Raw genomic sequence first — 23153 nt, forward strand, 5'->3', positions numbered from 1 at the left:
TCCATATATCACGCGCGACCTACTCTATTGTAATCACATCCTGCAAAATATAGTGAAAGGTTGGAGCTGAACTTGTTTCATTCTCGATATAGCCTTCTCTCAGATCAATTCTGTCATCCGGTTGCCCGGGATCTATACCGATATAATCTCCCTGAAAGACAGTGACCTTGTCCTGCCGAAATGCATGTATCAGCTCCTCGATTCGCTGCGCCGATCCCTCTGCGGCTACAAACTCGTTGAGCTCAAGCATCTTTACCCAGCCTTGCTCAAAGCCCGCTCCTGCATCATTTCCGTTGATTGTTGCCCCTACGCATTTCTCAATGGTTTTGCCGGAAAGAACTGCCTCTGTCGCCTGCATGATATAAGGTTCCCAGTCAATCTTTGAACCGACCAGATATGTAGTGGGTGCGATATCCCGCATACTCTCATTGTAGCTGACATAATAGACAACCTTTGCGCGCTCAGTCTCCTCACAGGCCATCGCAGGCCCCATCGTGTCGGAATGCTGTGAAATAATGACACAGCCCTCGTCGATCAGCTGCTTCGCACACTGCTTTTCGAGATGAAAATCCTCCCAGGAATTGGTATACTTGACAGCCATGGTTGCCTCTGGTACTACAGAACGGACACCAAGAAAAAAGGCAGTGTATCCCGAAATCACTTCCGCGTACGGATAGGCGCCGACATACCCGATCTTCGCCTGCTCCGGCAGAATTTTCCCCGTATCGATAAGCTCCTTAAGCTTCATACCAGCCACAACACCACTGATATATCTGCCCTGGTAAATCTTCCCCATATAGGTATGATAATTGGCAAGGCGCGGCTCTTCATTGGCATTGCTGCAGGTTGCCTGACAAAACTGAATATCCGGATATTTCGCGGCATATTCCTTCGCTATTTTTCCATATCCATAGCTCGTTGTAAAAATGAGATTGCAGCCTGCGTCAATCATCTCCTGCAATGATCCTTCCACCTCATCCTCCGGCACATTGAATTTGGAAATGGTCTCCACACGGTCCTCGTACGCTTTCTCTACCGCGTTCTGCGCATTGACAAAATTGTTGGTATAACCGGTACTGGTATCACCAACATAGATAAATCCGACTTTGACAGTCTTACCTTCCTCCCTGCCATGTAGGAAATAATGAAGCACAAATGCCAATAAAATGACAACGACTGCACTTATAATGGTAATTACATAAATTCGTTTATTCTCAGTCTGCATCTTTCGTCTCCTTATTGTCACTTTTCTGATACATCTGTTTGACATCAATCGTACCATCCTCAATCAGACCGAGCAATATTTCCACAAGCTTTGGATCAAACTGCGTCCCTTTTCCCTTTTCCAGTTCAGAAAGCACGTATGTAAAATCAAGCTTTTTGCGGTAAACACGATTGGCCGTCATCGCATCAAATGCATCGGCGATTCCAATGATGCGCGCATTTAAAGGAATATCTTCGCCTTTGAGTCCATGCGTATAACCGCGCCCGTCATACCGTTCATGGTGATATAGGACACCCTCCTCCACACGGTCAATCAGCGTAAAGTTTTTCAGGATCTCGGCACCTCTGTCCACATGGGATTTCATGATGTCATATTCCTCGTCAGTCAGTTTGTCCGGTTTATTCAGGATCCGATCCGGAATGCCGATCTTTCCGATATCATGCAGGACTGCCGTTCGGCGCAGCTGCTCACATGCCTCTTCATCATAGCCGAGCCTGCGTGCAATCATCACAGAATATTCCGATACCCGGACAGAATGCTGGCTGGTATTTTCGTCCTTTGCATCAACCGCCTGTGCAATCGTCATAATTGTCTCATTGCCCATCTGTAGCTGCCGCTTTGTCCACTCCAGTTCCATCCGCTGCATACGAAGTGTTTTCTGAATCTGAGTCCGGAAGAACAGCCATGTCAGATATGCTATGAACAATACAGCTACACTTCCCATGTAGAGCCGGAACCACCAATTATCGTAGATTTCTTTCTCCTTGATAATCTGATAAGAATTTTCCGCAATTACACCACCTGTTTTACTGTCAAGCACTGCAATATGGAACCGGTATTCCCCGGATGGCAGATTCGTGTAAATGATATGATTCATTTCGCTCTGCAGCATATTGCGCCCCTTTTGGTCAAATCCTTCCAAATATATCCGGATTTCAGGATCATGAATCGAGAAATTAACAATTTCCGGCGTTATATCAATCTTTTCCGCACCGCGCGGAATACGAATGGGCTCTCCCTTCTCCACGGAATAGTTCTCCCCATCTACCTCAATCTGGGTAAGCAGCATACGATAGGATCTCTCCGTAATATCGTACTGATTCAGATTAAAACAAATTACACCTCTGTCACCACACAGATACAGTTCATCAGTCTCATCCATATACGGAAAGGAATTTGGTGTCAGACCGATACGAAGCCCTTTTTTGGCGTCTAACAGTTCATAGGTAATCTGACCGCCCGCAAGGAGATCTTCTTTGTCTACAACATAGATTCCCGCTGAGCAGAGCACGAATAATTCACCGTTGTTTCCCTCAACGACATCAAAATTGTTATAATACGGAAAATTATCCAGCACACGGATATTACGATCCTCCTGCACGTAGCACAATCCGTTTGATGTTATGATAAACAAGCCTTTGTCATCAGAATTGGGGACAATCTTCAAAATGATATCCGAACTGAGTCCATCCTCCCGCCTAATTGTACCTGTCACCTTGCCATCTTTGATCACTGCAATGCCGTTCCCATCCGTTCCCGCCAGAATACTGCCGTCAGAACACTCATACAATGTCAGCACCCTAGGATTTGTAAGCCCTTCCGCGGAACCGATTGTGTCAGACACTACTTTGTCCTGAATAAATGAAATTCCGTAATCCCCCGACACCACAATGGTTCCGTCCGCAGTCTCTATGGCAGAACGCAATTTATCTCCCAGCATACCTGTTTTGCTGTCATAATTTTTCACCTCGCCATCCCCAGAGACTTCATAAAGCCCCTTCCCTGAGGTGCAAATCCACAAATGGTTCGCAGAATCCACCATCAGACAACGGATTCTGACTCCCGAAAGCATCTGTGTGAGCGCATTGTGCTTCGGAATGGAAGACTTGACACTCACTGCATCCAGCCCGTTATCTGTTCCAAAATATAGATTTCCCTGCCATTTGGTGACAGTGTTTACCACATTCTCACTAAACCCGGCTTCTTCATAGAGTTCCGAAAAAACAGACGGACACATGCGAAGCAGACCCAGTCTGGAGGAGGTGAACCACAAATTGCCCTGATAATCGATCAGCACATGGTCAATTGAGTTGCTAAAACTACCTGTATCAATAGAACAGAATTTTTTCTTTTCCTGCAGATACCCCACACCGTTATCCGCACAGACAAATATGACATGATCTTCCGATATATGAATGGAATTGATGTCAACCAGATTGCCACAAATCAACGTTGACAGCTTTTCTATTCTGTTTTCGGCAACCTCGTAGACCTCTATCCTGTTTGAGGAAGTGCCAAGATACAGTCTTCCCTCTTCATCAAAAGCACAGCAGTTGTAGGATTCTCCTTCATTTTCCGCCGTCATGCTTGAAATAATCTGTGTACCATGCAATAGGTAAAAGCCACCTTCGTTCGTGACCACTGCTACATTACCGTTTTGATCGGCGCTGATACTGTCGGCGTACACTATTTCCGGTATCGTCTCATACACCTTCAATCCGCCGAGAAGCGTCATGACAACCAGGCTGTCTGTTGTGCCCGCATAATAATATCCCTCCGAGCTCTCCGTGATACAACGGACAGAATCTGAAGGAAGCCCATCCTCCCGACCGACTACATTTACAATTTTCTGATTGGTGCAAATGGCAATTCCGTTGTCATTCGTTCCGATCCATAATCTCCCTGCTTCATCCGTATAGAGACAATTGACTGTCTTTACTGCTTCAAAGTCATTCATCCACTTAAAATCATTTCCACTGTAACGATACAGACCGCCATAGGTACCGATCCACAGAACTCCATCCTTTGTCTGTGCGATGTCATTGGATGCTCCGCCGGGCAGTCCGTTCTCTCCATTGTAAACAGTATGGATATAACGACTGAAATCTGCCTGCATTTTGCTCTCGCCGGATGCACCATTCTGTGCATAAACCGTAGCATTCGCAGAAAAAACCAAAAACACAGGCAACAAAAGCAGAATGTTTACAACGTGCTTATTCTTTTCACCGGTGCCCTTCCTCTGATGTATATCCGCTTCTTTCTCACGCTTTTTTCTTCTCACTCCATTCAGATGAACCACAAAATATAACAAAAGAAGAGAGAGCACCTTATCCAGAAAATCCAGATAAAACTCTCCCACGATATTGCTAATCACAGCATGACATCCCATCTCCTGCAGCAATTTCGATACGCCGTCTCCCCATATATTTCCGGTAAAGCCGTCTGCGAGAAAATAATTCAAGGGAGTGGAAATGAAAACAGAAAGAACAGTGACAGCAAATGCAGTGGAAAGCACCCCAAAAACACTCCTCAAAAAGCCCTTTTTGGCGCAAATTCCTACCGTGACACCGACAGAGATATTGGTAAGGCTGTAAAGCAATGCCACCGGAGCATGCAGGCTGTAAATCATATTGACAGTCATCCCTACAATCGCACCACATAACGGCCCAAACACATATGCCGAGAAAACGGTTCCAATCGAATCCATCCAAATAGGTAGTGCCAATCTTTCAGCAGCCATCTTTCCCACATAATTGATGAGTATGCACACCACAATCAATAAACCTGTTTCAAAATCTTTCTTATGCTTCATACCGCGTTCCTTCTATGTTCTTGTCTTCTGTTTACGTAAAAAGCTATGTCGCCCAGATAGTATTTCCGATTGCATGAGATATCTGCGTAATGCACAATTCCCGGATGCAGATAGTATAACCCCGCAAAATCAAGGAAACATTTTGCAAAATCCTCATCTTATCTGAATTATTATACCATATACAAATTCAAAAAAGAACTAGACGAAAGTATAGTCTTACGCATTTTCCTCTTTTCAGGAGGGAATCTTATGATATCCGTCTTTAGGATTTAGCACTAGATTTTTTCCACAACTCTCGTCCCCGATTATTATCCCCCGGCGACTGCTAGATACGCATCAGAGACATCTCTGCCCTGATGCGATCCAGTTAGGGGACAAATTCCCCTAAAACCCCTTGTTATTCTAAAATGGGGGCGCTTTTTGCCCCCACTATTTTCAGCCTAAATATATTCTTGTCTATGGAATATGGCTAACGCTAACCCTTCGAATCGTAACCATAATATCTCTTCTCGAAATACTTTCTCGGACACATTCCGGCTATTTTGATGAATCCCTCCGCAGCCAGTTCATCATTAAGCTGTCTGATGATCTGATATGCTTTGCCCTTGCTGACACCTAAAGTCTCTACCAGTTCATCTGCCGTTACATATTGTTTATTCATGCTCTCACCTCGCTTTCTACTATCACACTTTGTGTTTGTTTTTCATTTCATCATTATTTATACTACCACTTTTCGTAATTGTCAATAGATTTTCCTATTGCAAAATATCACATTATGTGATAGTATTCTCTCAGGAGGTAAAAGCCATGAATATTATGACACTTGAAGAACGAAAGGAACTTGGTAACAGATTAAAACAAGCAAGAAAAGAGAAAGGGCTATCACAAGAGGAGCTCGCCAATCTCATCGGTTTGAAAGTTGGAACCATTTCTAAATACGAACAGGGTGATCGAACTCCTGGCATCGGAAAGATTCAACTAATCGCAAATGCTTTAGGCTGTGACACATCCAGATTTGTAGCATCCGGCGATGAATATGTTCGGATGACACAAACGACAGATTTCGGTAATAGCTTGGATGCATACTTAATCTGGTTGAAATTCTCCCATTTTGAATGCAAACCCTGTAAGATCGAAAATGATGACGGGAGTACATCATCTTCCTATCTTATCAGTTTTGACAAGGAAACATATCCTATCAATGAAGAAGCATTGGGAAGAGTTATGAAATATCAACAGGAACAGTTCCAACAACTCATCAGACTTTTTGGCGAGGATCTTCGATAGTAAAGGTACACTATATGCCGGTCTATAAAGACGATGAACGGGGAACCTGGTATGTCAGATGCTATTATGAAGACTTTACCGGAAAGAAAAAGCAGATAAAGAAACGCGGATTTAAGCTTCAGCGTGAAGCCAAGGAATGGGAAGCAGATTTCCTCAGGAAGCAAAAAGGCAACACAGACATGACCTTCCGCTCTATGTATGAAATTTATATTGAGGATATGAAGCACAGATGCCGCCAAAGCACCATTGATGGCAAAAAGCAAGTCTTTGAAAAGCTCATCCTTCCTTATTTTGAGAATATGCCGATCAACAAAATCACGCCAAAGGACATTAGAGCCTGGCAGAACAAAATGATTGAAAAGAATTATTCCAACTCCTACTTAGACAGGATGCAGAATATGATCACCGCTCTTTTCAATTATGCAGTAGATTACTATAACTTATCCGAAAATCCCTGTCACAAAGCGGGCAGAATGGGAAAACGTGAGGTTGTGGTAAACTTCTGGACAAAGGAAGAATTTGACCGGGTGCTGGCTGCAATGGAAGATGATCCTACCGCACATGCTTCCTTTTCACTACTGTACTACTCCGGTATCCGTTTTGGAGAATTTCTCGTTTTGACACCGAAAGACTTTGATTTCGAGAAAAACACCCTCGACATCACCAAAAGTCTACAGCGGATAAAAAAGCGGGATGTGGTAACACCGCCCAAGACACCTAAGAGTATCCGGAACATCATCATACCGGACTTTGTAATGGACGAAGTCAAAGATTATATGTCAAAGCTTTATGATCTGAAAAATACGGATCGGGTTTTCCCGTTTACCAAATCTTATATCAACAATGTAATGACACGGGCTTGCAAGAAAAGTGGCGTAAAAAAGATTCGTATCCACGATATCCGACACTCCCACGCCAGCTATCTCATCAACTTAGGATGCGCTCCACTGCTCATATCCGAGCGCTTAGGTCACGAAAAGGTACAGACCACCTTAAGCACCTACTCACATCTCTATCCGAACAAGCATCAGGAAGTTGTGGATATGATGCAGAACCAGCATCAAAAGAATATGGCAATAGGCGATGTGGCTGCCTCGGCTGAATCATCGGAAGAAGCCAAACCACAGAACACAAGGTTCAAAGCCGTAAGTCCAAAGGATAAAATAAGCCCACAGCAAGTCCACAAAAATGACTTAAACCCATGCGTCGGCTTCAACCGACGCATATAAAACGGCTCAACCCCTTGTAAACAAAGGGCTGAGCCAATGAAGTCATTGAATACTCAATCAGTATTTAATTACTCGATAACTGTAGCAACACGTCCAGATCCTACTGTACGTCCACCCTCACGGATAGCGAATGTAAGACCCTGCTCCATAGCTACTGGATGGATGAGCTCGATTGTCATCTCAACGTTATCACCAGGCATGCACATCTCTGTTCCTGCTGGAAGCTCACAAACACCTGTTACGTCTGTTGTTCTGAAGTAGAACTGTGGACGATAGTTGTTGAAGAATGGAGTATGACGTCCACCCTCGTCCTTTGTAAGAACGTAAACCTGAGCTGTGAACTTACGGTGACATGTTACTGTACCAGGCTTAGCAAGAACCTGTCCACGAACGATCTGGTCACGGTTAACACCACGGAGAAGTGCTCCGATGTTATCACCAGCCTGAGCCTCGTCTAACTGCTTACGGAACATCTCGATTCCAGTAACAACAGTCTTCTGAACGTCCTCTTTAACACCAAGGATCTCTAACTCGTCGTTGAGGTGAAGTGTACCACGCTCTACTCTACCAGTTGCAACAGTACCACGACCTGTGATTGTGAATACGTCCTCTACTGGCATAAGGAATGGCTTATCTGTATCACGCTGTGGATCTGGGATGTAAGAATCAACAGTATCCATAAGCTCCATGATCTTGTCTCCCCACTCACCGTTTGGATCCTCAAGAGCCTTAAGAGCTGATCCCTGGATGATTGGACAATCATTGAATCCGTACTCTTCAAGCTGCTCTGTAACTTCCATCTCTACGAGCTCGATAAGCTCTGGGTCGTCTACCATATCGCACTTGTTAAGGAATACGATGATGTAAGGAACACCTACCTGACGAGAAAGAAGGATGTGCTCCTTTGTCTGAGCCATAACACCATCAGTAGCAGCAACAACAAGGATAGCACCATCCATCTGAGCTGCACCAGTGATCATGTTCTTTACGTAGTCAGCATGTCCAGGACAGTCAACGTGTGCGTAATGTCTCTTTTCTGTCTCATACTCAACGTGAGCTGTAGAAATTGTGATACCACGCTCTCTCTCCTCTGGAGCCTTATCAATGTTAGCGAAATCTGTAGCTGTGTTACCAGCAACACGAGCTGCTAATACTGCTGTAATAGCTGCTGTTAAAGTTGTTTTACCATGATCTACGTGACCGATGGTACCAATATTACAATGTGGTTTTGTTCTTTCAAATTTAGCCTTTGCCATTTTGAAACGTCCTCCTTAAACTTTTATGCCCCATGGGCTATTTTTATAATCTACCGACTGCTTTGATTATACGAAATAATCAAAGTTTTTTCAAGTAAATTTTATGGCAAATCCCCCTTTTTCAAGGGGAAATGCCTTTATTTTTGATTTTTATACTATATATAGTATATATTTCATCATTTGTACTATAAATTGTTTGCTAATTTGCAATTATTTTGCGTGGTTAGCAAGAACCTTGTCCTGTACATTCTTTGGAACCGGCTCATATCTTTCGAAGAACATTGAGTAGTTTCCACGTCCCTGTGTCTTAGAACGAAGGTCTGTAGAGTAACCGAACATCTCTGCAAGTGGTACATATGCATGTACAATCTTTCCACCGCCGAGATCGTCCATACCCTCGATACGTCCACGACGAGAGTTAACATCACCGATAACGTCTCCCATGTACTCCTCAGGCATTGTAACCTCTACCTTCATGATAGGCTCAAGTAATACAGGTGCAGCCTTTGCCATAGCCTCTTTGAAACACATAGATCCGGCAATGTGGAATGCCATCTCTGATGAATCGACCTCATGGTAAGATCCATCGTATACTGTTGCATGAATACCAACTACTGGGAATCCACCAAGAGAACCGGCCTTTGTAGCCTCCTCGATACCTTCGCCGATTGATGGGATGTACTCCTTTGGAATAGCACCACCGACAACCTCTGAATCGAACTTGAAAAGTTCTTCTCCATTGGCATCCATTGGCTCGAAGCGAACCTTACAGTGTCCGTACTGTCCACGTCCACCTGACTGCTTAGCATATTTGTATTCCTGATCAACAGCCTTTGTAAATGTCTCCTTGTAAGCAACCTGAGGTGCACCAACGTTTGCCTCAACCTTGAACTCACGGAGAAGACGGTCAACGATGATTTCAAGGTGAAGCTCACCCATACCAGCGATGATTGTCTGACCTGTTTCCTGATCAGTATGAGCACGGAATGTAGGATCCTCCTCTGCAAGCTTTGCAAGAGCCTCACCTAACTTACCCTGTCCAGCTTTTGTCTTTGGCTCGATAGCGAGCTCGATAACCGGCTCTGGGAACTCCATAGACTCAAGGATAACCGGATGCTGCTCATCACAGATTGTATCACCTGTTGTTGTGAATTTAAATCCAACAGCAGCAGCGATATCACCTGAGTAAACCTCATCCAATTCCTGTCTCTTATTTGCATGCATCTGAAGAATACGTCCGATACGCTCTTTCTTATCCTTTGTTGCATTTAATACATAAGAACCTGCTTTACATTTTCCTGAGTAAACACGGAAGAATGCAAGCTTTCCTACGAATGGATCTGCCATAATCTTGAATGCAAGTGCTGAGAATGGCTCATCATCTGATGAATGTCTCTCAATCTCATTTCCCTCAAGATCTGTTCCCTTGATTGAAGGGATATCTGTAGGAGCTGGCATGTACTCAACAACAGCGTCAAGTAACTTCTGTACACCCTTGTTACGGTATGCAGAACCGCAACATACAGGTACTGCTGTACACTCACATGTTGCTTTACGAAGAACCTTCTTCATATCCTCTACAGATGGCTCCTCACCCTCAAGATACTGCATCATGAGATCGTCATCTAACTCACAGATTTTCTCAATAAGCTCTGTACGGTACTCTGCAGCCTGATCAGCCATATCTCCAAGATCATCAGTAACTGTGATATCGTCACCCTTCTCATCATTGTAGATATAAGCCTTCATCTCGAAAAGGTCGATAATTCCTTTGAAATCGTCCTCTTTACCGATTGGTAACTGAAGTACGATAGCATTTTTTCCTAATCTTGTACGGATCTGGTCAACAGCTCCGTAGAAGTTTGCACCTAAGATATCCATCTTATTGATGAATGCCATACGAGGTACATTGTATGTGTCAGCCTGACGCCAAACGTTCTCTGACTGAGGCTCAACACCACCCTTTGCACAGAACACACCAACTGCTCCATCAAGTACACGGAGCGAACGCTCAACTTCTACTGTGAAGTCAACGTGACCCGGTGTATCGATGATATTGATACGATGCTCAAGTGCTCCTGGCTTTGGTTTAGTGAACTCTTCAAGTGTCCAATGACATGTTGTAGCGGCAGAAGTAATTGTAATACCTCTTTCCTGCTCCTGCTCCATCCAGTCCATGGTAGCAGTACCTTCATGAGTATCACCGATTTTATAGTTAATACCAGTATAATAAAGAATACGCTCTGTCAGTGTTGTTTTACCAGCATCGATATGAGCCATGATTCCAATATTTCTGGTTCTCTCAAGTGGATATTCTCTTCCAGCCAAGGTTTTTTCCTCCTATATTTAATGTCCTATGCACAACCGGACTCTGTTACATATCCGGTTCGCTGCATGAACCAAAAGCAAAGCTGTAAGCTTCTTACAGAAACTAGAATCTGTAATGTGCGAATGCCTTGTTTGCCTCTGCCATCTTGTGCATATCTTCTTTTCTCTTAACAGATGCGCCTGTGTTGTTAGCTGCATCCATTATCTCGTTAGCTAATCTCTCAGCCTGAGTTTTCTCTCCTCTGGCACGTGAGAATGCTGTTAACCAACGAAGACCTAAAGCCTGACGACGATCAGGGCGAACCTCGATTGGTACCTGATATGTGGCACCACCGATACGTCTTGCTTTTACTTCGAGAGCTGGCATTACATTGTTCATAGCCTCTTCGAATACTTCAAGAGCTGGTCTTCCTGTCTTCTCTTCTACTGTAGCAAATGCTCCGTATACAATCTTCTGAGCTACGCCTTTCTTACCGTCTAACATAATGCTGTTAACAAGCTTTGTAACTACTTTGCTGTTGTACATTGGATCTGCTAATACGTCTCTTTTCTGAGTATGTCCTTTACGTGGCACGTTACTTCCCTCCTTAATCATGATATTTGTGGATTAATTCATCGGTACTCACATGTGTCTCTCTAATGTGTTCGTGCGGAATTGTATTCATAAAGTGAAATCCTGCATCTGCAGGTCTAATCCCAACACTAACCTACTTTAGTTCTGTTTGTGATACACAATGTTGCTAAATTATTTAGCAGCTTTTGGTCTCTTTGCGCCGTACTTAGAGCGGGCCTGTTTTCTGTTTGCAACACCTGCAGTATCTAATGTACCACGGATGATATGGTAACGTGTACCTGGTAAATCCTTAACACGGCCACCACGAATCAGAACAACGCTATGCTCCTGTAAGTTGTGTCCCTCACCAGGAATGTATGAAGTTACTTCGATTCCGTTTGAAAGACGAACTCTGGCGATCTTTCTAAGAGCTGAGTTAGGCTTCTTAGGAGTAGCTGTCTTAACAGCTGTACATACACCACGCTTCTGTGGAGAAGAAGTGTTGATTGGCTTCTTCTGGAGAGAGTTAAAGCTTCTCTGAAGAGCTGGTGCTGTAGACTTCTTTACAGTTGTCTGACGTCCTTTTCTTACTAACTGGTTAAATGTTGGCATTATTTTCACCTCCTGTTTTATTTTAAGCAGTGCAATCTTATGCACGCTAAAATATTATACAAATCCTTGTCTGTTTTGTCAAGGCCAATTTTGTTTTCAATATAATACAAGAAAGAAGTCCGGTTTCCCGGACTTCTTTGTTTTTGGTTTGTAACAGCTTCTGTAGCTCAAGTACAAACATCAGTAATTATTCTACATCAACTGATTCAGCATCTGTATCAATGATTCCTATTGCCTCTTCCTCTGCGAAATCCGCGAAATCATCATCATCAAAATCAAGTGTATCGTCATCGTTTACATCGCTGTCAAGCTTGATGTTACGATAAATCTTCATACCTGTTCCTGCCGGGATGAGCTTACCGATAATTACGTTCTCCTTCATACCGATAAGTGGATCAACCTTGCCCTTGATTGCTGCCTCAGTAAGAACCTTTGTGGTCTCCTGGAATGAAGCTGCTGACAGGAATGAGTTGGTTGCAAGAGATGCCTTTGTGATTCCAAGTAATACCTGTGAGCCAACTGCAAGCTCCTTGCCCTCTTCCTCAAGCTTCTCGTTGAGCTCTAAGAAGTCAAGGGCATCAACCATGCTGCCCGGAAGTAAATCTGAATCTCCCGGCTCCTCTACGCGGATTTTCTGTAAGCACTGACGAACTATAACCTCGACATGCTTATCGTTAATCTCAACACCCTGTAAACGGTAAACACGCTGTACCTCGCGGAGCATGTAATCCTGAACCGCACGAACGCCCTTAATCTTGAGGATATCGTGTGGATTTACAGAACCCTCTGTAAGCTCGTCGCCGGCCTCAAGCTCCTGTCCGTCTACAACCTTGATACGTGAGCCGTAAGGAATGAGGTAAGCCTTTGTCTCGCCTGTCTCGTTGTTTGTAACGATAACCTCACGTTTCTTCTTTGTATCCTTGATTGTGGCAATTCCGCCAAACTCTGTGATAATAGCGAGTCCCTTAGGCTTACGTGCCTCGAAAATCTCCTCTACTCGAGGAAGACCCTGTGTGATATCTCCACCGGCAACACCACCTGTATGGAAGGTTCTCATGGTAAGCTGTGTACCAGGCTCACCGATTGACTGTGCTGCGATGATACCGATTGCTTCACCAACCTGTACTGCCTGACCTGTTGCAAGGTTTGAACCGTAACACTTAGCACATACTCCCATGTGTGAACGGCAGGTAAGCACTGTACGGATCTTAACCTGTGTGATTGGATTACCGTTCTCATCAACACCCTCTGCCATAACCTTTGCTGCACGCTTTGGTGTAATCATATGGTTGGCCTTAACGATTACATTGCCATCCTTATCGCAGATTGTGTTGCAAGAGAAACGACCTGTAATTCTCTCCTGAAGGCTCTCGATTTCCTCTCGACCCTCCATGAACGCCTTTACAACCATTCCCGGAATCTCACGTCCTGTGCCTGCACAGCAGTCTGACTCACGAACGATCATATGCTGTGAAACATCTACAAGACGTCTTGTAAGGTATCCTGAATCGGCTGTACGAAGCGCTGTATCTGAAAGTCCCTTACGAGCTCCATGTGCTGACATGAAGTACTCGAGTACGTCAAGACCCTCACGGAAGCATGACTTGATAGGAAGCTCGATTGTACGACCTGTTGTATCAGCCATGAGTCCTCGCATACCTGCAAGCTGTTTGATCTGCTTATCAGATCCACGGGCTCCGGAATCTGCCATCATGAAGATGTTGTTGTACTTATCAAGACCTGTAAGAAGTGCCTTTGTAAGGGCATCATCTGTATCCTTCCATGTCTCGATAACCTCTTTGTAACGCTCCTCATCAGTGATAAGTCCACGCTTGTACTGTCTTGTAATCTTATCTACAGTGTCCTGTGCATCAGCGATCATCTGTGGCTTCTGTGGTGGCACTGTCATATCTGAAATTGAAACTGTCATGGCAGCCTGGGTTGAATACTTGTATCCCATAGCCTTGACATTATCAAGAACCTCTGCTGTTGTTGTAGCTCCGTGTGTGTTGATAACTTTCTCAAGGATCTGCTTGATCTGTTTCTTACCAACGTGGAACTCAACCTCAAACTTGAGTGCATTCTCAGCCTTTGATCTGTCTATAAAACCAAGATCCTGTGGAATGTTCTCATTGAATATCAAAAGTCCTACTGTTGTCTCCGTAAAACCTGAAACCTCTGTGCCGTCAGCAAGCTTTACTGTACGGTGTACAAAGATATTCTGGTGAAGAGTAATCTCCTTGTTCTCGTAAGCGAGCATTGCAAGATTAACACTTCCATAGTAACGTCCGAGAAGATCTATCGGTCTGCAAAGCACACGACGGTTTCCGTCTGTGACATCCTCAAACCAGATGAGATCATATAAGCCAAGCTCAGCCTTTCCTGTATTTTCATCAGGAGTTGTGAGCTTTCTAAGCTCCTCAATATCATTGTATACAGTGTCTGATGACACCTGTGCAACCATCTTTGGATTATCCTTGTAATCAGCGAGCTTTCTCATTGTGAGGTAGTAAACTCCAAGGATCATATCCTGTGAAGGAACGGCTACAAGTCCACCATCAGAAGGCTTAAGCAGGTTGTTAGGTGACAGAAGCATGAATCTGCACTCAGCCTGTGCCTCAGCAGTCAGTGGAAGATGTACAGCCATCTGGTCTCCATCGAAGTCGGCGTTGAACGCTGTACATACGAGTGGATGAAGCTTGATTGCCTTACCCTCTACAAGGATTGGCTCGAAGGCCTGGATTCCAAGTCTGTGGAGTGTAGGAGCTCGGTTAAGCATAACCGGATGCTCTTTGATGACGTCCTCAAGGACATCCCATACCTCCGGCTGAAGTCTCTCAACCATCTTCTTGGCACTCTTTATGTTGTGTGCGGTTCCGTTAGCGGCAAGCTCCTTCATAACGAATGGCTTGAAAAGCTCGATAGCCATCTCCTTTGGAAGACCACACTGATAAATCTTAAGCTTTGGCTCTACACAGATAACTGAACGTCCTGAGTAGTCAACTCGCTTTCCGAGAAGGTTCTGACGGAAACGTCCTCCCTTTCCCTTGAGCATGTCTGAAAGAGACTTAAGAGCTCTGTTTCCAGGACCGGTAACAGGACGGCCACGACGGCCGTTGTCGATAAGTGCATCGACAGCCTCCTGAAGCATACGTTTCTCGTTACGAACGATGATATCCGGCGCTCCAAGATCAAGAAGTCTTCTAAGACGGTTGTTACGGTTGATGATTCGTCTGTAAAGGTCGTTAAGATCACTTGTTGCAAAACGTCCTCCATCGAGCTGAACCATTGGACGAAGATCCGGTGGAATAACAGGAATAACTGTCATAATCATCCACTCAGGCTTGTTTCCTGACTCACGGAAAGCCTCTACAACCTCAAGCCTCTTGATGATACGTGCACGCTTCTGGCCTGTAGCATTCTCAAGCTCTGCTTTAAGCTCTGCCGAATCCTTCTCGAGATCAATTGCTGCTAAAAGCTCATGGATAGACTCAGCACCCATTCCTACACGGAATGCTGAGCGGCCATAAGTATCGCATGCCTCCTGGTACTCTGACTCGTTGAGAATCTGCTTATATGCAAGCTTTGTCTCGCCCGGGTCAAGCACAATATATGAAGCAAAGTACAGTACTCTCTCAAGTACACGTGGAGATAAGTCAAGGATGAGTCCCATACGTGATGGGATACCCTTGAAATACCAGATATGAGATACAGGAGCAGCAAGCTCGATGTGTCCCATACGCTCTCTACGAACGCTTGACTTTGTGATTTCTACGCCACATCGGTCGCAGACAACACCCTTATAACGTATCTTCTTGTATTTACCACAATGACACTCCCAGTCCTTCGTTGGTCCGAAAATCTTCTCGCAGAAAAGACCGTCTTTTTCAGGCTTTAATGTTCTATAGTTAATAGTCTCAGGCTTTTTAACCTCGCCATGTGACCACTCTCTGATCTTTTCAGGAGATGCTAATCCAATCTGAATCGCATCAAACTGCATTGCCTGATTATTTTCTATATTATTTGTTTCTGGCATTTTGGCACTCCCTTCTAATTATTCTTCGTCATCAAGAACTTCATCAGCAAAAATATCGTCATCCGCTGTCTCAGGAGACTCTTCCTCTTCTATGTCAACAAGCTCTTCGTTGTCATCAAATTCTTTCTTTGAGAAACCATGCTCTGCGAATGACTCACTGTCCTCAAATGCATAGTCCTTATCGTTTCCGATAATTGAGTTGATATCTGTATTACCGTACTCACTTGTCTCGATAAGCTCAACCTCTTCTCTGTTCTCATCAAGTACCTTGACATCCAGACCAAGTGCCTGAAGCTCTTTGAGAAGTACCTTGAATGACTCTGGAATACCAGGCTCAGGGATATTCTCACCCTTGATGATAGCCTCGTAAGTCTTGACACGGCCAACAACATCATCGGACTTCATTGTAAGGATCTCCTGGAGTGTATATGCAGCACCATATGCCTCAAGAGCCCAAACCTCCATCTCTCCGAAACGCTGTCCACCGAACTGTGCCTTACCGCCGAGTGGCTGCTGTGTAACTAATGAGTAAGGACCTGTTGAACGTGCATGTATCTTATCATCAACAAGATGATGCAGCTTAAGGTAATGCATGTGTCCGATAGTTGTCTTTCCATCGAAGCACTCACCTGTTCTACCATCACGAAGCTGTACCTTTCCATCCTTTGAAATCGGAACACCCTTCCATAAGCTTCTGTGAGCTCTGTTTGTTGAAAGGTATTCCATAACGTCCTCACGGAGTGTATCAACATATTTATCATAGAAGATTTCAGCATCTGCGCTCCAGTATGGATGCTCAGACTGTAAATCCTTTTCAAGCTCTTCCTTATCGAACGGAAGATTTACGTAATCATTTGCAAGCTCAAGTGTATCCTCGATATCTACCTCGTTTGCTCCGTCAAATACAGGAGTTGAGATATTGAAGCCAAGTGCCTTTGCAGCGAGACTCAGGTGAATCTCAAGGACCTGACCGATGTTCATTCGTGAAGGAACACCGAGTGGGTTAAGTACGATATCCAGTGGACGTCCGTTTGGAAGGAATGGCATATCCTCAACAGGAAGCACACGGGAAACGACACCCTTGTTACCGTGACGTCCGGCCATCTTATCACCGACAGAAATCTTTCTCTTCTGTGCAATGTAGATACGTACTGACTGGTTTACTCCCGGAGAAAGCTCATCGCCGTTCTCTCTTGTAAATACCTTGGCATCAACAATGATACCGTAAGCACCATGAGGTACCTTAAGTGATGTATCACGAACCTCTCTTGCCTTCTCACCAAAGATGGCACGAAGAAGTCTCTCCTCTGCTGTAAGCTCTGTCTCACCCTTTGGTGTAACCTTTCCTACAAGGATATCACCGGCACGAACCTCTGCACCTACACGGATGATACCTCTCTCATCAAGGTCCTTGAGTGCGTCGTCGCCGACACCAGGGACATCACGTGTAATCTCCTCAGGTCCGAGCTTTGTATCACGTGACTCTACTTCATATTCCTCAATATGAACTGATGTATACACATCATACTCTACGAGACGCTCTGAAAGAAGAACGGCATCCTCGTAGTTGTATCCTTCCCATGTCATGAATCCGATAAGCGGGTTCTTTCCAAGAGCAAGCTCTCCCTGACTTGTTGAAGGACCGTCTGCGATAACATCGCCTGCCTTAACCTTGTCACCCTTAAATACGATAGGTCTCTGGTTGTAGCAGTTTGACTGGTTAGAACGAGAGAACTTTGTAAGGATATACTCTCTCTTGTTTCCGTCAGTCTCTTTTATGATAATGCGGTTTGACTCTGAAGATAATACCTCTCCGTCTGCCTTTGCAACTACGCAGACACCTGAGTCAACTGCGGCCTTTGTCTCAATACCTGTACCAACTACAGGAGCCTCTGTGGTCAGAAGCGGAACGGCCTGACGCTGCATGTTTGATCCCATGAGGGCACGTGTAGGGTCATCGTTCTGCAAGAATGGAATCAGCGCTGTAGCTACTGAGAATACCATCTTTGGAGACACATCCATATAATCAAATGCTGACTTATCGTACTCCTGAGTTTCCTCTCTGTAACGACCTGAAACTGAGTTACGTACGAAATGTCCTTCGGCATCAAGCTTCTCATTAGCCTGTGCTACGTGGTAGTTGTCCTCCTCATCGGCTGTCATGTATACAACCTCTTCTGTGACTACCGGGTTCTTAGGATCAGTCTTGTCAATCTTACGGTATGGAGCCTCTACGAAGCCATACTCATTGATTCTCGCATAGCATGCAAGTGAGTTGATAAGACCGATGTTTGGTCCCTCAGGAGTCTCTACAGGACACATACGGCCGTAGTGAGTGTAATGTACATCTCGAACCTCGAATCCGGCACGGTCTCTTGAAAGACCACCAGGTCCAAGTGCTGATAAACGTCTCTTGTGAGTAAGCTCTCCAAGAGGGTTGTTCTGATCCATGAACTGTGAAAGCTGTGAAGAACCGAAGAATTCTTTAACAGCGGCAGTTACAGGCTTTATATTGATAAGTGACTGAGGTGAAATTCCCTCTAAGTCCTGTGTAGTCATTCTTTCACGAACAACACGCTCCAGTCTTGAGAGACCGATACGGTACTGGTTCTGTAACAGCTCTCCAACCGCACGGATACGTCTGTTTCCAAGATGATCGATATCGTCATCTGTTCCTGCGCCCCACTCTAAGTGCATATTGTAGTTGATAGTTGCGAAGATATCCTCTTTAGTAATATGCTTTGGAATAAGGTCAGATATATCTCTCTTTATAGCCTCGATTCTGTCCTCAAGGGAATCATACTCCTCGAGAATCTGAGCGAGTACCGGATAGTAAACAAGCTCAGTAACACCGATAGACTTAGGATCCTCAAGCTCAGGAATCCAGCTTCTGATGTCAACCATCATAGAAGAAAGAATCTTGACATTTCTTGTCTCTGTCTGAATCCATAAAGCAGGAACGGCAGCGTTCTGGATCTGTGTAGCAAGCGCACGGTCAACAACAGTACCTGCCTCAGCGATAACCTCACCTGTAGAAGGATCAACTACGTCCTCAGCTAAAACCTGTCCACTGATACGGTTCTTTAAAGCAAGCTTCTTATTAAACTTATAACGTCCTACCTTGGCAAGGTCATATCTTCTAGGATCGAAGAACATTGCTGTGATAAGGCTCTCTGCACTCTCAACTGAAAGCGGCTCGCCCGGACGAATCTTCTTATATAACTCTAATAAACCAGCCTCATAGCTTCCCTGTGGCTCACGCTCTGTGATTGCAGGGTCCTTGCTGAATGATGCCTGGATCTTTGGCTCATCTCCGAACATATCGAGAATAGCCTGGTTTGTACCTACTCCAAGTGCACGTAAAAGTACTGTGATAGGTACCTTACGTGTTCTGTCTACTCTTACATAAAAAACGTCGTTAGAGTCTGTCTCATACTCAAGCCATGCACCACGGTTTGGAATAACAGTACAAGAATACAGGGTCTTTCCGAGCTTATCATGAGCAATTCCGTAATAAATACCAGGAGAACGAACTAACTGACTGACAATAACTCGCTCTGCACCGTTGATTACGAATGTACCGGTCTCTGTCATTAAAGGCAGATCACCCATGAAAATTTCATGCTCATTAATCTCATCTGTCTCTTTGTTGTGAAGTCTGACTTTAACCTTTAAAGGAGCTGCGTATGTTGCATCTCTTTCCTTGCACTCAGGAATTGTATACTTTACATCATCTTCGCATAATGTAAAATCTACAAAATCAAGACTAAGCTTTCCGCTGTAATCTGTGATTGGAGAGATATCCGCAAAAGCTTCCTTGAGACCTTCGTCTAAGAACCACTGATAAGAATCCTTCTGGACCTCAATCAGATTTGGCATCTGCAGAACCTCTTTTTGTCTTGAGTAACTCATACGCATGCTTTTTCCGGATGTGACCGGACGTATTCTGTTTTTCTCCATTGACGTTTCACCTCTCGTTTTTATTTTAATCTAGCAAGTATCTAGATAATGATTCAAAAACCACCCCAGTTACTATATCTTGTGGTTTTTCTCTTGTGCACATATTTGTGAATGCATTTTAGTGTAATTTACCTATTGACAAATTTGCATCACTTAAAAAATTGCATAAAAATGCCACTGCACCACAATAGTGCAACGTATACTATACAACAAATCCGACACGAATGCAAGTGTTTTTTTTAAATATCCAAAGTATTTATGCAATAATTTTGTGGGATGTCGGATAGGCTACGAGCAGAGGTCCCAAAAATGCTTAGGCATTTTCGGGACGCGCTCCGACTGTCGCGCAATAAAAACATAAAAAAGAGCCAAGGCGCAAATAAAATTTGCCCTTGGCTCTTTTTTATGTTTTTACTCCGCTCGTAGCCTATCCGACTATTTAAGAGTAACCTTAGCACCCTCTGCCTCAAGTTTAGCCTTAGCATCCTCTGCTGAAGCCTTGTCAAGCTGCTCTTTGATAACCTTTGGTGCACCATCAACAGCGTCCTTAGCCTCTTTAAGTCCAAGACCTGTGATCTCACGAACAACCTTGATAACCTTAACCTTGTTTGGTCCAACCTCTGTAAGCTCTACGTCGAACTCAGTCTTCTCCTCAGCTGCTGCTCCGTCAGCTCCTGCTGCTGCAACTACAACACCTGCTGCTGCAGAAACACCGAACTCTTCTTCACAAGCTTTTACTAAATCATTTAACTCTAATACGCTTAACTCTTTGATAGCATCAATAAACTCTGCTGTTGTTAACTTTGCCATTATAATTTCCTCCATTTAAAAATTTAATTATGATAATAAGGTTCAAATATAATATTTGAATTATTCTGCTGCTGGAGCTTCCTCTGCAGCATCCTCTGCTGGTGCTGCCTCTACGGCTGCATCTGCAGCGCCACCCTGCTCTGCGATCTGATTGAGTACACGAGCAAGATTTGTGATAGGTGACTGAATGCTTCCAAGTAATTTTCCAAGAAGCTCTTCTCTGCTAGGTACAGCGGCGATTGCCTTCATACCCTCAGCATCATAAAATGTTCCCTCAACTATACCTGCTTTAATCTCTAAAGCCGGAGCTGTTTTAGCGAACTTAGCTAAGACTCTAGCTGGTGCTGTTGCATCCTCTGCTGATACAGCGAATGCGCTTGGTCCTTCAAGGACATCCTTTAATCCCTCGAACTCTGTTCCCTGAATTGCACGGTTTACTAAAGTATTCTTGTATACCTTGTAAGTTACACCGGCTTCTCTTAACTGTTTACGTAACTGAGTATCCTCTGCTACTGTGAGTCCTAAGTAATCAACAACTACTACCGACTGTGCACCATTGATAACACTGGAAATCTCATCTACGATTGGCTGTTTAAGTTCTACCTTTGCCACGATTCATTTACCTCCTTTTAGATTTTCGCATAAAAGACATGAGGTATTTGATTTATTAATCAAAGAAACCCTCCTGCCTGTCGACAGAAGGGTACAAGTCAAAATTCAAGATAAATCTCGAAAATTCCCTCGGTAGGTTCTACGTTTACGCCTTGCGGCACCTACTGTCTTCGGCAATATGCATTGCAATTATATCAAACTATATTACGGATGTCAATTACTTTCCGCAAAACTTTTGCTTGGCGTTTGATAGGTCTTGTAAATAACTGTTTTACTGTAACTGTTTAACTATCTTACTGTGTAATCTTAACCACGTTTAACTTAACGCCAGGTCCCATTGTAGATGTAAGAGTTGCACTCTTAATGTACTGACCCTTTAAGCTAGCAGGTTTTGCTTTATTAATTGCACCCATAAGAGACTGGAAGTTGTCGTTTAACTGCTCGTCTGTGAAAGATGCTTTTCCAACTGGCACATGGATAATGTTTGTCTTGTCCAATCTGTACTCAATCTTACCGGCTTTGATATCGTTAACAGCTTTTGTTACATCCATAGTAACTGTTCCTGCCTTTGGGTTTGGCATTAAGCCCTTTGGTCCAAGGACACGTCCTAAACGACCAACAACACCCATCATATCAGGTGTAGCAACTACAACGTCGAAGTCTAACCATCCCTCGTTCTGGATCTTTGGAATTAACTCCTCGCCTCCAACGAAGTCAGCTCCTGCTGCCTGTGCCTCGTCAACCTTAGTTCCCTTAGCGAAAACTAAAACCTTAACTGTTTTTCCTGTTCCGTGTGGTAATACAACCGCACCACGGATCTGCTGCTCTGCGTGACGTCCGTCGCAGCCTGTTCTAAGATGAAGCTCGATTGTCTCGTCAAATTTAGCTGTAGCATTTTTCTTTACGATAGAGATAGCGTCAGCAACATCGTACTGCTCTTTCTTATCAAATGCCTTAACAGCGTCTTGATACTTCTTTCCTCTTTTCATGAAAAAATAACCTCCTGGTGGTAATATCGGGAGAGGACCCTCCCACATTTACGTTTCTTTGTTATTCTAATTTAATTTAGGTTACATAAATTTGTAACTTCTTTAGGGGTATGTTCTCTTCGCTAAGTTCAAGCTTCACCCAAAAGGCGGGCTTGCTTTCGCTAATCTCAGAGAACGACCTCACACTAACCTCAGCCTGCGCGTTATACGCTTGGCTTCGCCAAGTGTTATTCGGTCACTTCAACACCCATTGATCTTGCTGTACCAGCGATCATGCTCATTGCAGACTCAAGTGAAGCTGCGTTTAAGTCAGGCATCTTAAGCTCAGCGATTTCCTGAATCTGTGCCTTTGTGATCTTAGCAACCTTCTTCTTGTTTGGCTCGCCTGAACCAGACTGAATCTTGCAAGCTTTCTTGATTAATACTGGAGCAGGTGGAGTCTTAGTAATGAAACTGAAACTTCTGTCTGCATATACAGTAATAACTACAGGGATAATTAAGTCGCCCTGATCGGCTGTCTTTGCATTAAACTGCTTTGTGAACTCTACGATGTTTACACCGTGCTGTCCAAGTGCAGGTCCAACTGGAGGAGCTGGAGTTGCCTTTCCAGCAGGGATCTGCAATTTAATGTATCCTTCTACTTTCTTTGCCATTTGGAATTGCC

General features: G+C 44.2%; 15 protein-coding genes and 1 other annotated feature. Of the genes, 2 read left to right on the forward strand and 13 right to left on the reverse strand.

Annotated elements, in window-relative coordinates:
• Window positions 1-19: 19 nt before the first annotated feature.
• From ACTQ1L_RS02755 to ACTQ1L_RS02765, 3 genes are all read right to left on the reverse strand, one after another.
• Window positions 20-1225, reverse strand: a complete 1206-nt coding sequence (locus ACTQ1L_RS02755; protein WP_441365358.1) for a BMP family ABC transporter substrate-binding protein — start codon at window positions 1223-1225, stop codon at window positions 20-22.
• Entirely contained in the window at window positions 1215-4817 is a 3603-nt protein-coding gene (locus ACTQ1L_RS02760) for an HD domain-containing phosphohydrolase (protein WP_441365359.1), read from the reverse strand. The genes ACTQ1L_RS02755 and ACTQ1L_RS02760 overlap by 11 nt, the downstream gene beginning before the upstream one ends.
• A 475-nt stretch (window positions 4818-5292) precedes the next feature.
• Window positions 5293-5478 (reverse strand): ICEBs1 excisionase, encoded by a 186-nt coding sequence (locus tag ACTQ1L_RS02765; RefSeq protein ID WP_441365360.1) that lies wholly within the window; start codon window positions 5476-5478, stop codon window positions 5293-5295.
• 146 nt (window positions 5479-5624) lie between these two features.
• Here ACTQ1L_RS02765 and ACTQ1L_RS02770 point away from each other — a divergent pair, with 146 nt between their 5' ends.
• The gene (locus tag ACTQ1L_RS02770; RefSeq protein WP_441365361.1) at window positions 5625-6104 is read left to right on the forward strand and encodes a helix-turn-helix domain-containing protein; all 480 of its coding nucleotides are present in this window, start codon (window positions 5625-5627) and stop codon (window positions 6102-6104) included.
• Between the two features lie 14 nt (window positions 6105-6118).
• Window positions 6119-7333, forward strand: coding sequence for a tyrosine-type recombinase/integrase (locus tag ACTQ1L_RS02775; protein WP_441365362.1), 1215 nt, complete (start codon window positions 6119-6121; stop codon window positions 7331-7333).
• 68 nt (window positions 7334-7401) lie between these two features.
• Here the strand turns inward: ACTQ1L_RS02775 and tuf are convergent, their stop codons facing one another.
• The 10 genes from tuf to rplK form a co-directional block, all read right to left on the reverse strand.
• The gene (gene tuf, locus ACTQ1L_RS02780) at window positions 7402-8589 is read right to left on the reverse strand and encodes an elongation factor Tu (RefSeq protein WP_321110517.1); all 1188 of its coding nucleotides are present in this window, start codon (window positions 8587-8589) and stop codon (window positions 7402-7404) included.
• 210 nt (window positions 8590-8799) lie between these two features.
• Entirely contained in the window at window positions 8800-10917 is a 2118-nt protein-coding gene (gene fusA, locus ACTQ1L_RS02785) for an elongation factor G (protein ID WP_321110516.1), read from the reverse strand.
• A 103-nt stretch (window positions 10918-11020) separates the two neighbouring features.
• On the reverse strand, window positions 11021-11491 hold the full coding sequence (gene rpsG / locus ACTQ1L_RS02790; RefSeq protein ID WP_022292741.1) for a 30S ribosomal protein S7: 471 nt from the start codon (window positions 11489-11491) through the stop codon (window positions 11021-11023).
• A gap of 171 nt (window positions 11492-11662) precedes the next feature.
• Window positions 11663-12082, reverse strand: a complete 420-nt coding sequence (gene rpsL / locus ACTQ1L_RS02795; protein WP_321110515.1) for a 30S ribosomal protein S12 — start codon at window positions 12080-12082, stop codon at window positions 11663-11665.
• Window positions 12083-12269: 187 nt separating this feature from the next.
• A complete protein-coding gene (gene rpoC, locus ACTQ1L_RS02800; protein WP_441365363.1) occupies window positions 12270-16118 on the reverse strand; it encodes a DNA-directed RNA polymerase subunit beta' in 3849 nt (1282 codons plus the stop codon).
• Window positions 16119-16136: 18 nt separating this feature from the next.
• The gene (gene rpoB, locus ACTQ1L_RS02805) at window positions 16137-20078 is read right to left on the reverse strand and encodes a DNA-directed RNA polymerase subunit beta (RefSeq protein WP_441365364.1); all 3942 of its coding nucleotides are present in this window, start codon (window positions 20076-20078) and stop codon (window positions 16137-16139) included.
• Between the two features lie 435 nt (window positions 20079-20513).
• A complete protein-coding gene (gene rplL / locus ACTQ1L_RS02810; protein ID WP_015515516.1) occupies window positions 20514-20888 on the reverse strand; it encodes a 50S ribosomal protein L7/L12 in 375 nt (124 codons plus the stop codon).
• 60 nt (window positions 20889-20948) lie between these two features.
• On the reverse strand, window positions 20949-21500 hold the full coding sequence (rplJ, locus tag ACTQ1L_RS02815) for a 50S ribosomal protein L10 (protein ID WP_321110513.1): 552 nt from the start codon (window positions 21498-21500) through the stop codon (window positions 20949-20951).
• Window positions 21501-21552: 52 nt separating this feature from the next.
• Window positions 21553-21692: a sequence feature (ribosomal protein L10 leader region), on the reverse strand.
• A gap of 101 nt (window positions 21693-21793) precedes the next feature.
• Window positions 21794-22489 (reverse strand): 50S ribosomal protein L1, encoded by a 696-nt coding sequence (rplA, locus tag ACTQ1L_RS02820; RefSeq protein WP_015515515.1) that lies wholly within the window; start codon window positions 22487-22489, stop codon window positions 21794-21796.
• 227 nt (window positions 22490-22716) lie between these two features.
• The gene (rplK, locus tag ACTQ1L_RS02825) at window positions 22717-23142 is read right to left on the reverse strand and encodes a 50S ribosomal protein L11 (RefSeq protein ID WP_441365365.1); all 426 of its coding nucleotides are present in this window, start codon (window positions 23140-23142) and stop codon (window positions 22717-22719) included.
• Window positions 23143-23153 lie beyond the last annotated feature (11 nt).

The organism is Agathobacter sp. LCP21S3_B2, assembly GCF_052118705.1.
GTDB lineage: Bacteria > Bacillota > Clostridia > Lachnospirales > Lachnospiraceae > Roseburia.

Coding starts and splice junctions, on each gene's coding strand:
- ACTQ1L_RS02755 (WP_441365358.1), bottom strand. CDS start 1,225: ATGCAGACTGAGAATAAACGAATTTATGTAATTACCATTATAAGTGCA.
- ACTQ1L_RS02760 (WP_441365359.1), bottom strand. CDS start 4,817: ATGAAGCATAAGAAAGATTTTGAAACAGGTTTATTGATTGTGGTGTGC.
- ACTQ1L_RS02765 (WP_441365360.1), bottom strand. CDS start 5,478: ATGAATAAACAATATGTAACGGCAGATGAACTGGTAGAGACTTTAGGT.
- ACTQ1L_RS02770 (WP_441365361.1), top strand. CDS start 5,625: ATGAATATTATGACACTTGAAGAACGAAAGGAACTTGGTAACAGATTA.
- ACTQ1L_RS02775 (WP_441365362.1), top strand. CDS start 6,119: ATGCCGGTCTATAAAGACGATGAACGGGGAACCTGGTATGTCAGATGC.
- tuf (WP_321110517.1), bottom strand. CDS start 8,589: ATGGCAAAGGCTAAATTTGAAAGAACAAAACCACATTGTAATATTGGT.
- rpsL (WP_321110515.1), bottom strand. CDS start 12,082: ATGCCAACATTTAACCAGTTAGTAAGAAAAGGACGTCAGACAACTGTA.
- rpoC (WP_441365363.1), bottom strand. CDS start 16,118: ATGCCAGAAACAAATAATATAGAAAATAATCAGGCAATGCAGTTTGAT.
- rpoB (WP_441365364.1), bottom strand. CDS start 20,078: ATGGAGAAAAACAGAATACGTCCGGTCACATCCGGAAAAAGCATGCGT.
- rplL (WP_015515516.1), bottom strand. CDS start 20,888: ATGGCAAAGTTAACAACAGCAGAGTTTATTGATGCTATCAAAGAGTTA.
- rplA (WP_015515515.1), bottom strand. CDS start 22,489: ATGAAAAGAGGAAAGAAGTATCAAGACGCTGTTAAGGCATTTGATAAG.
- rplK (WP_441365365.1), bottom strand. CDS start 23,142: ATGGCAAAGAAAGTAGAAGGATACATTAAATTGCAGATCCCTGCTGGA.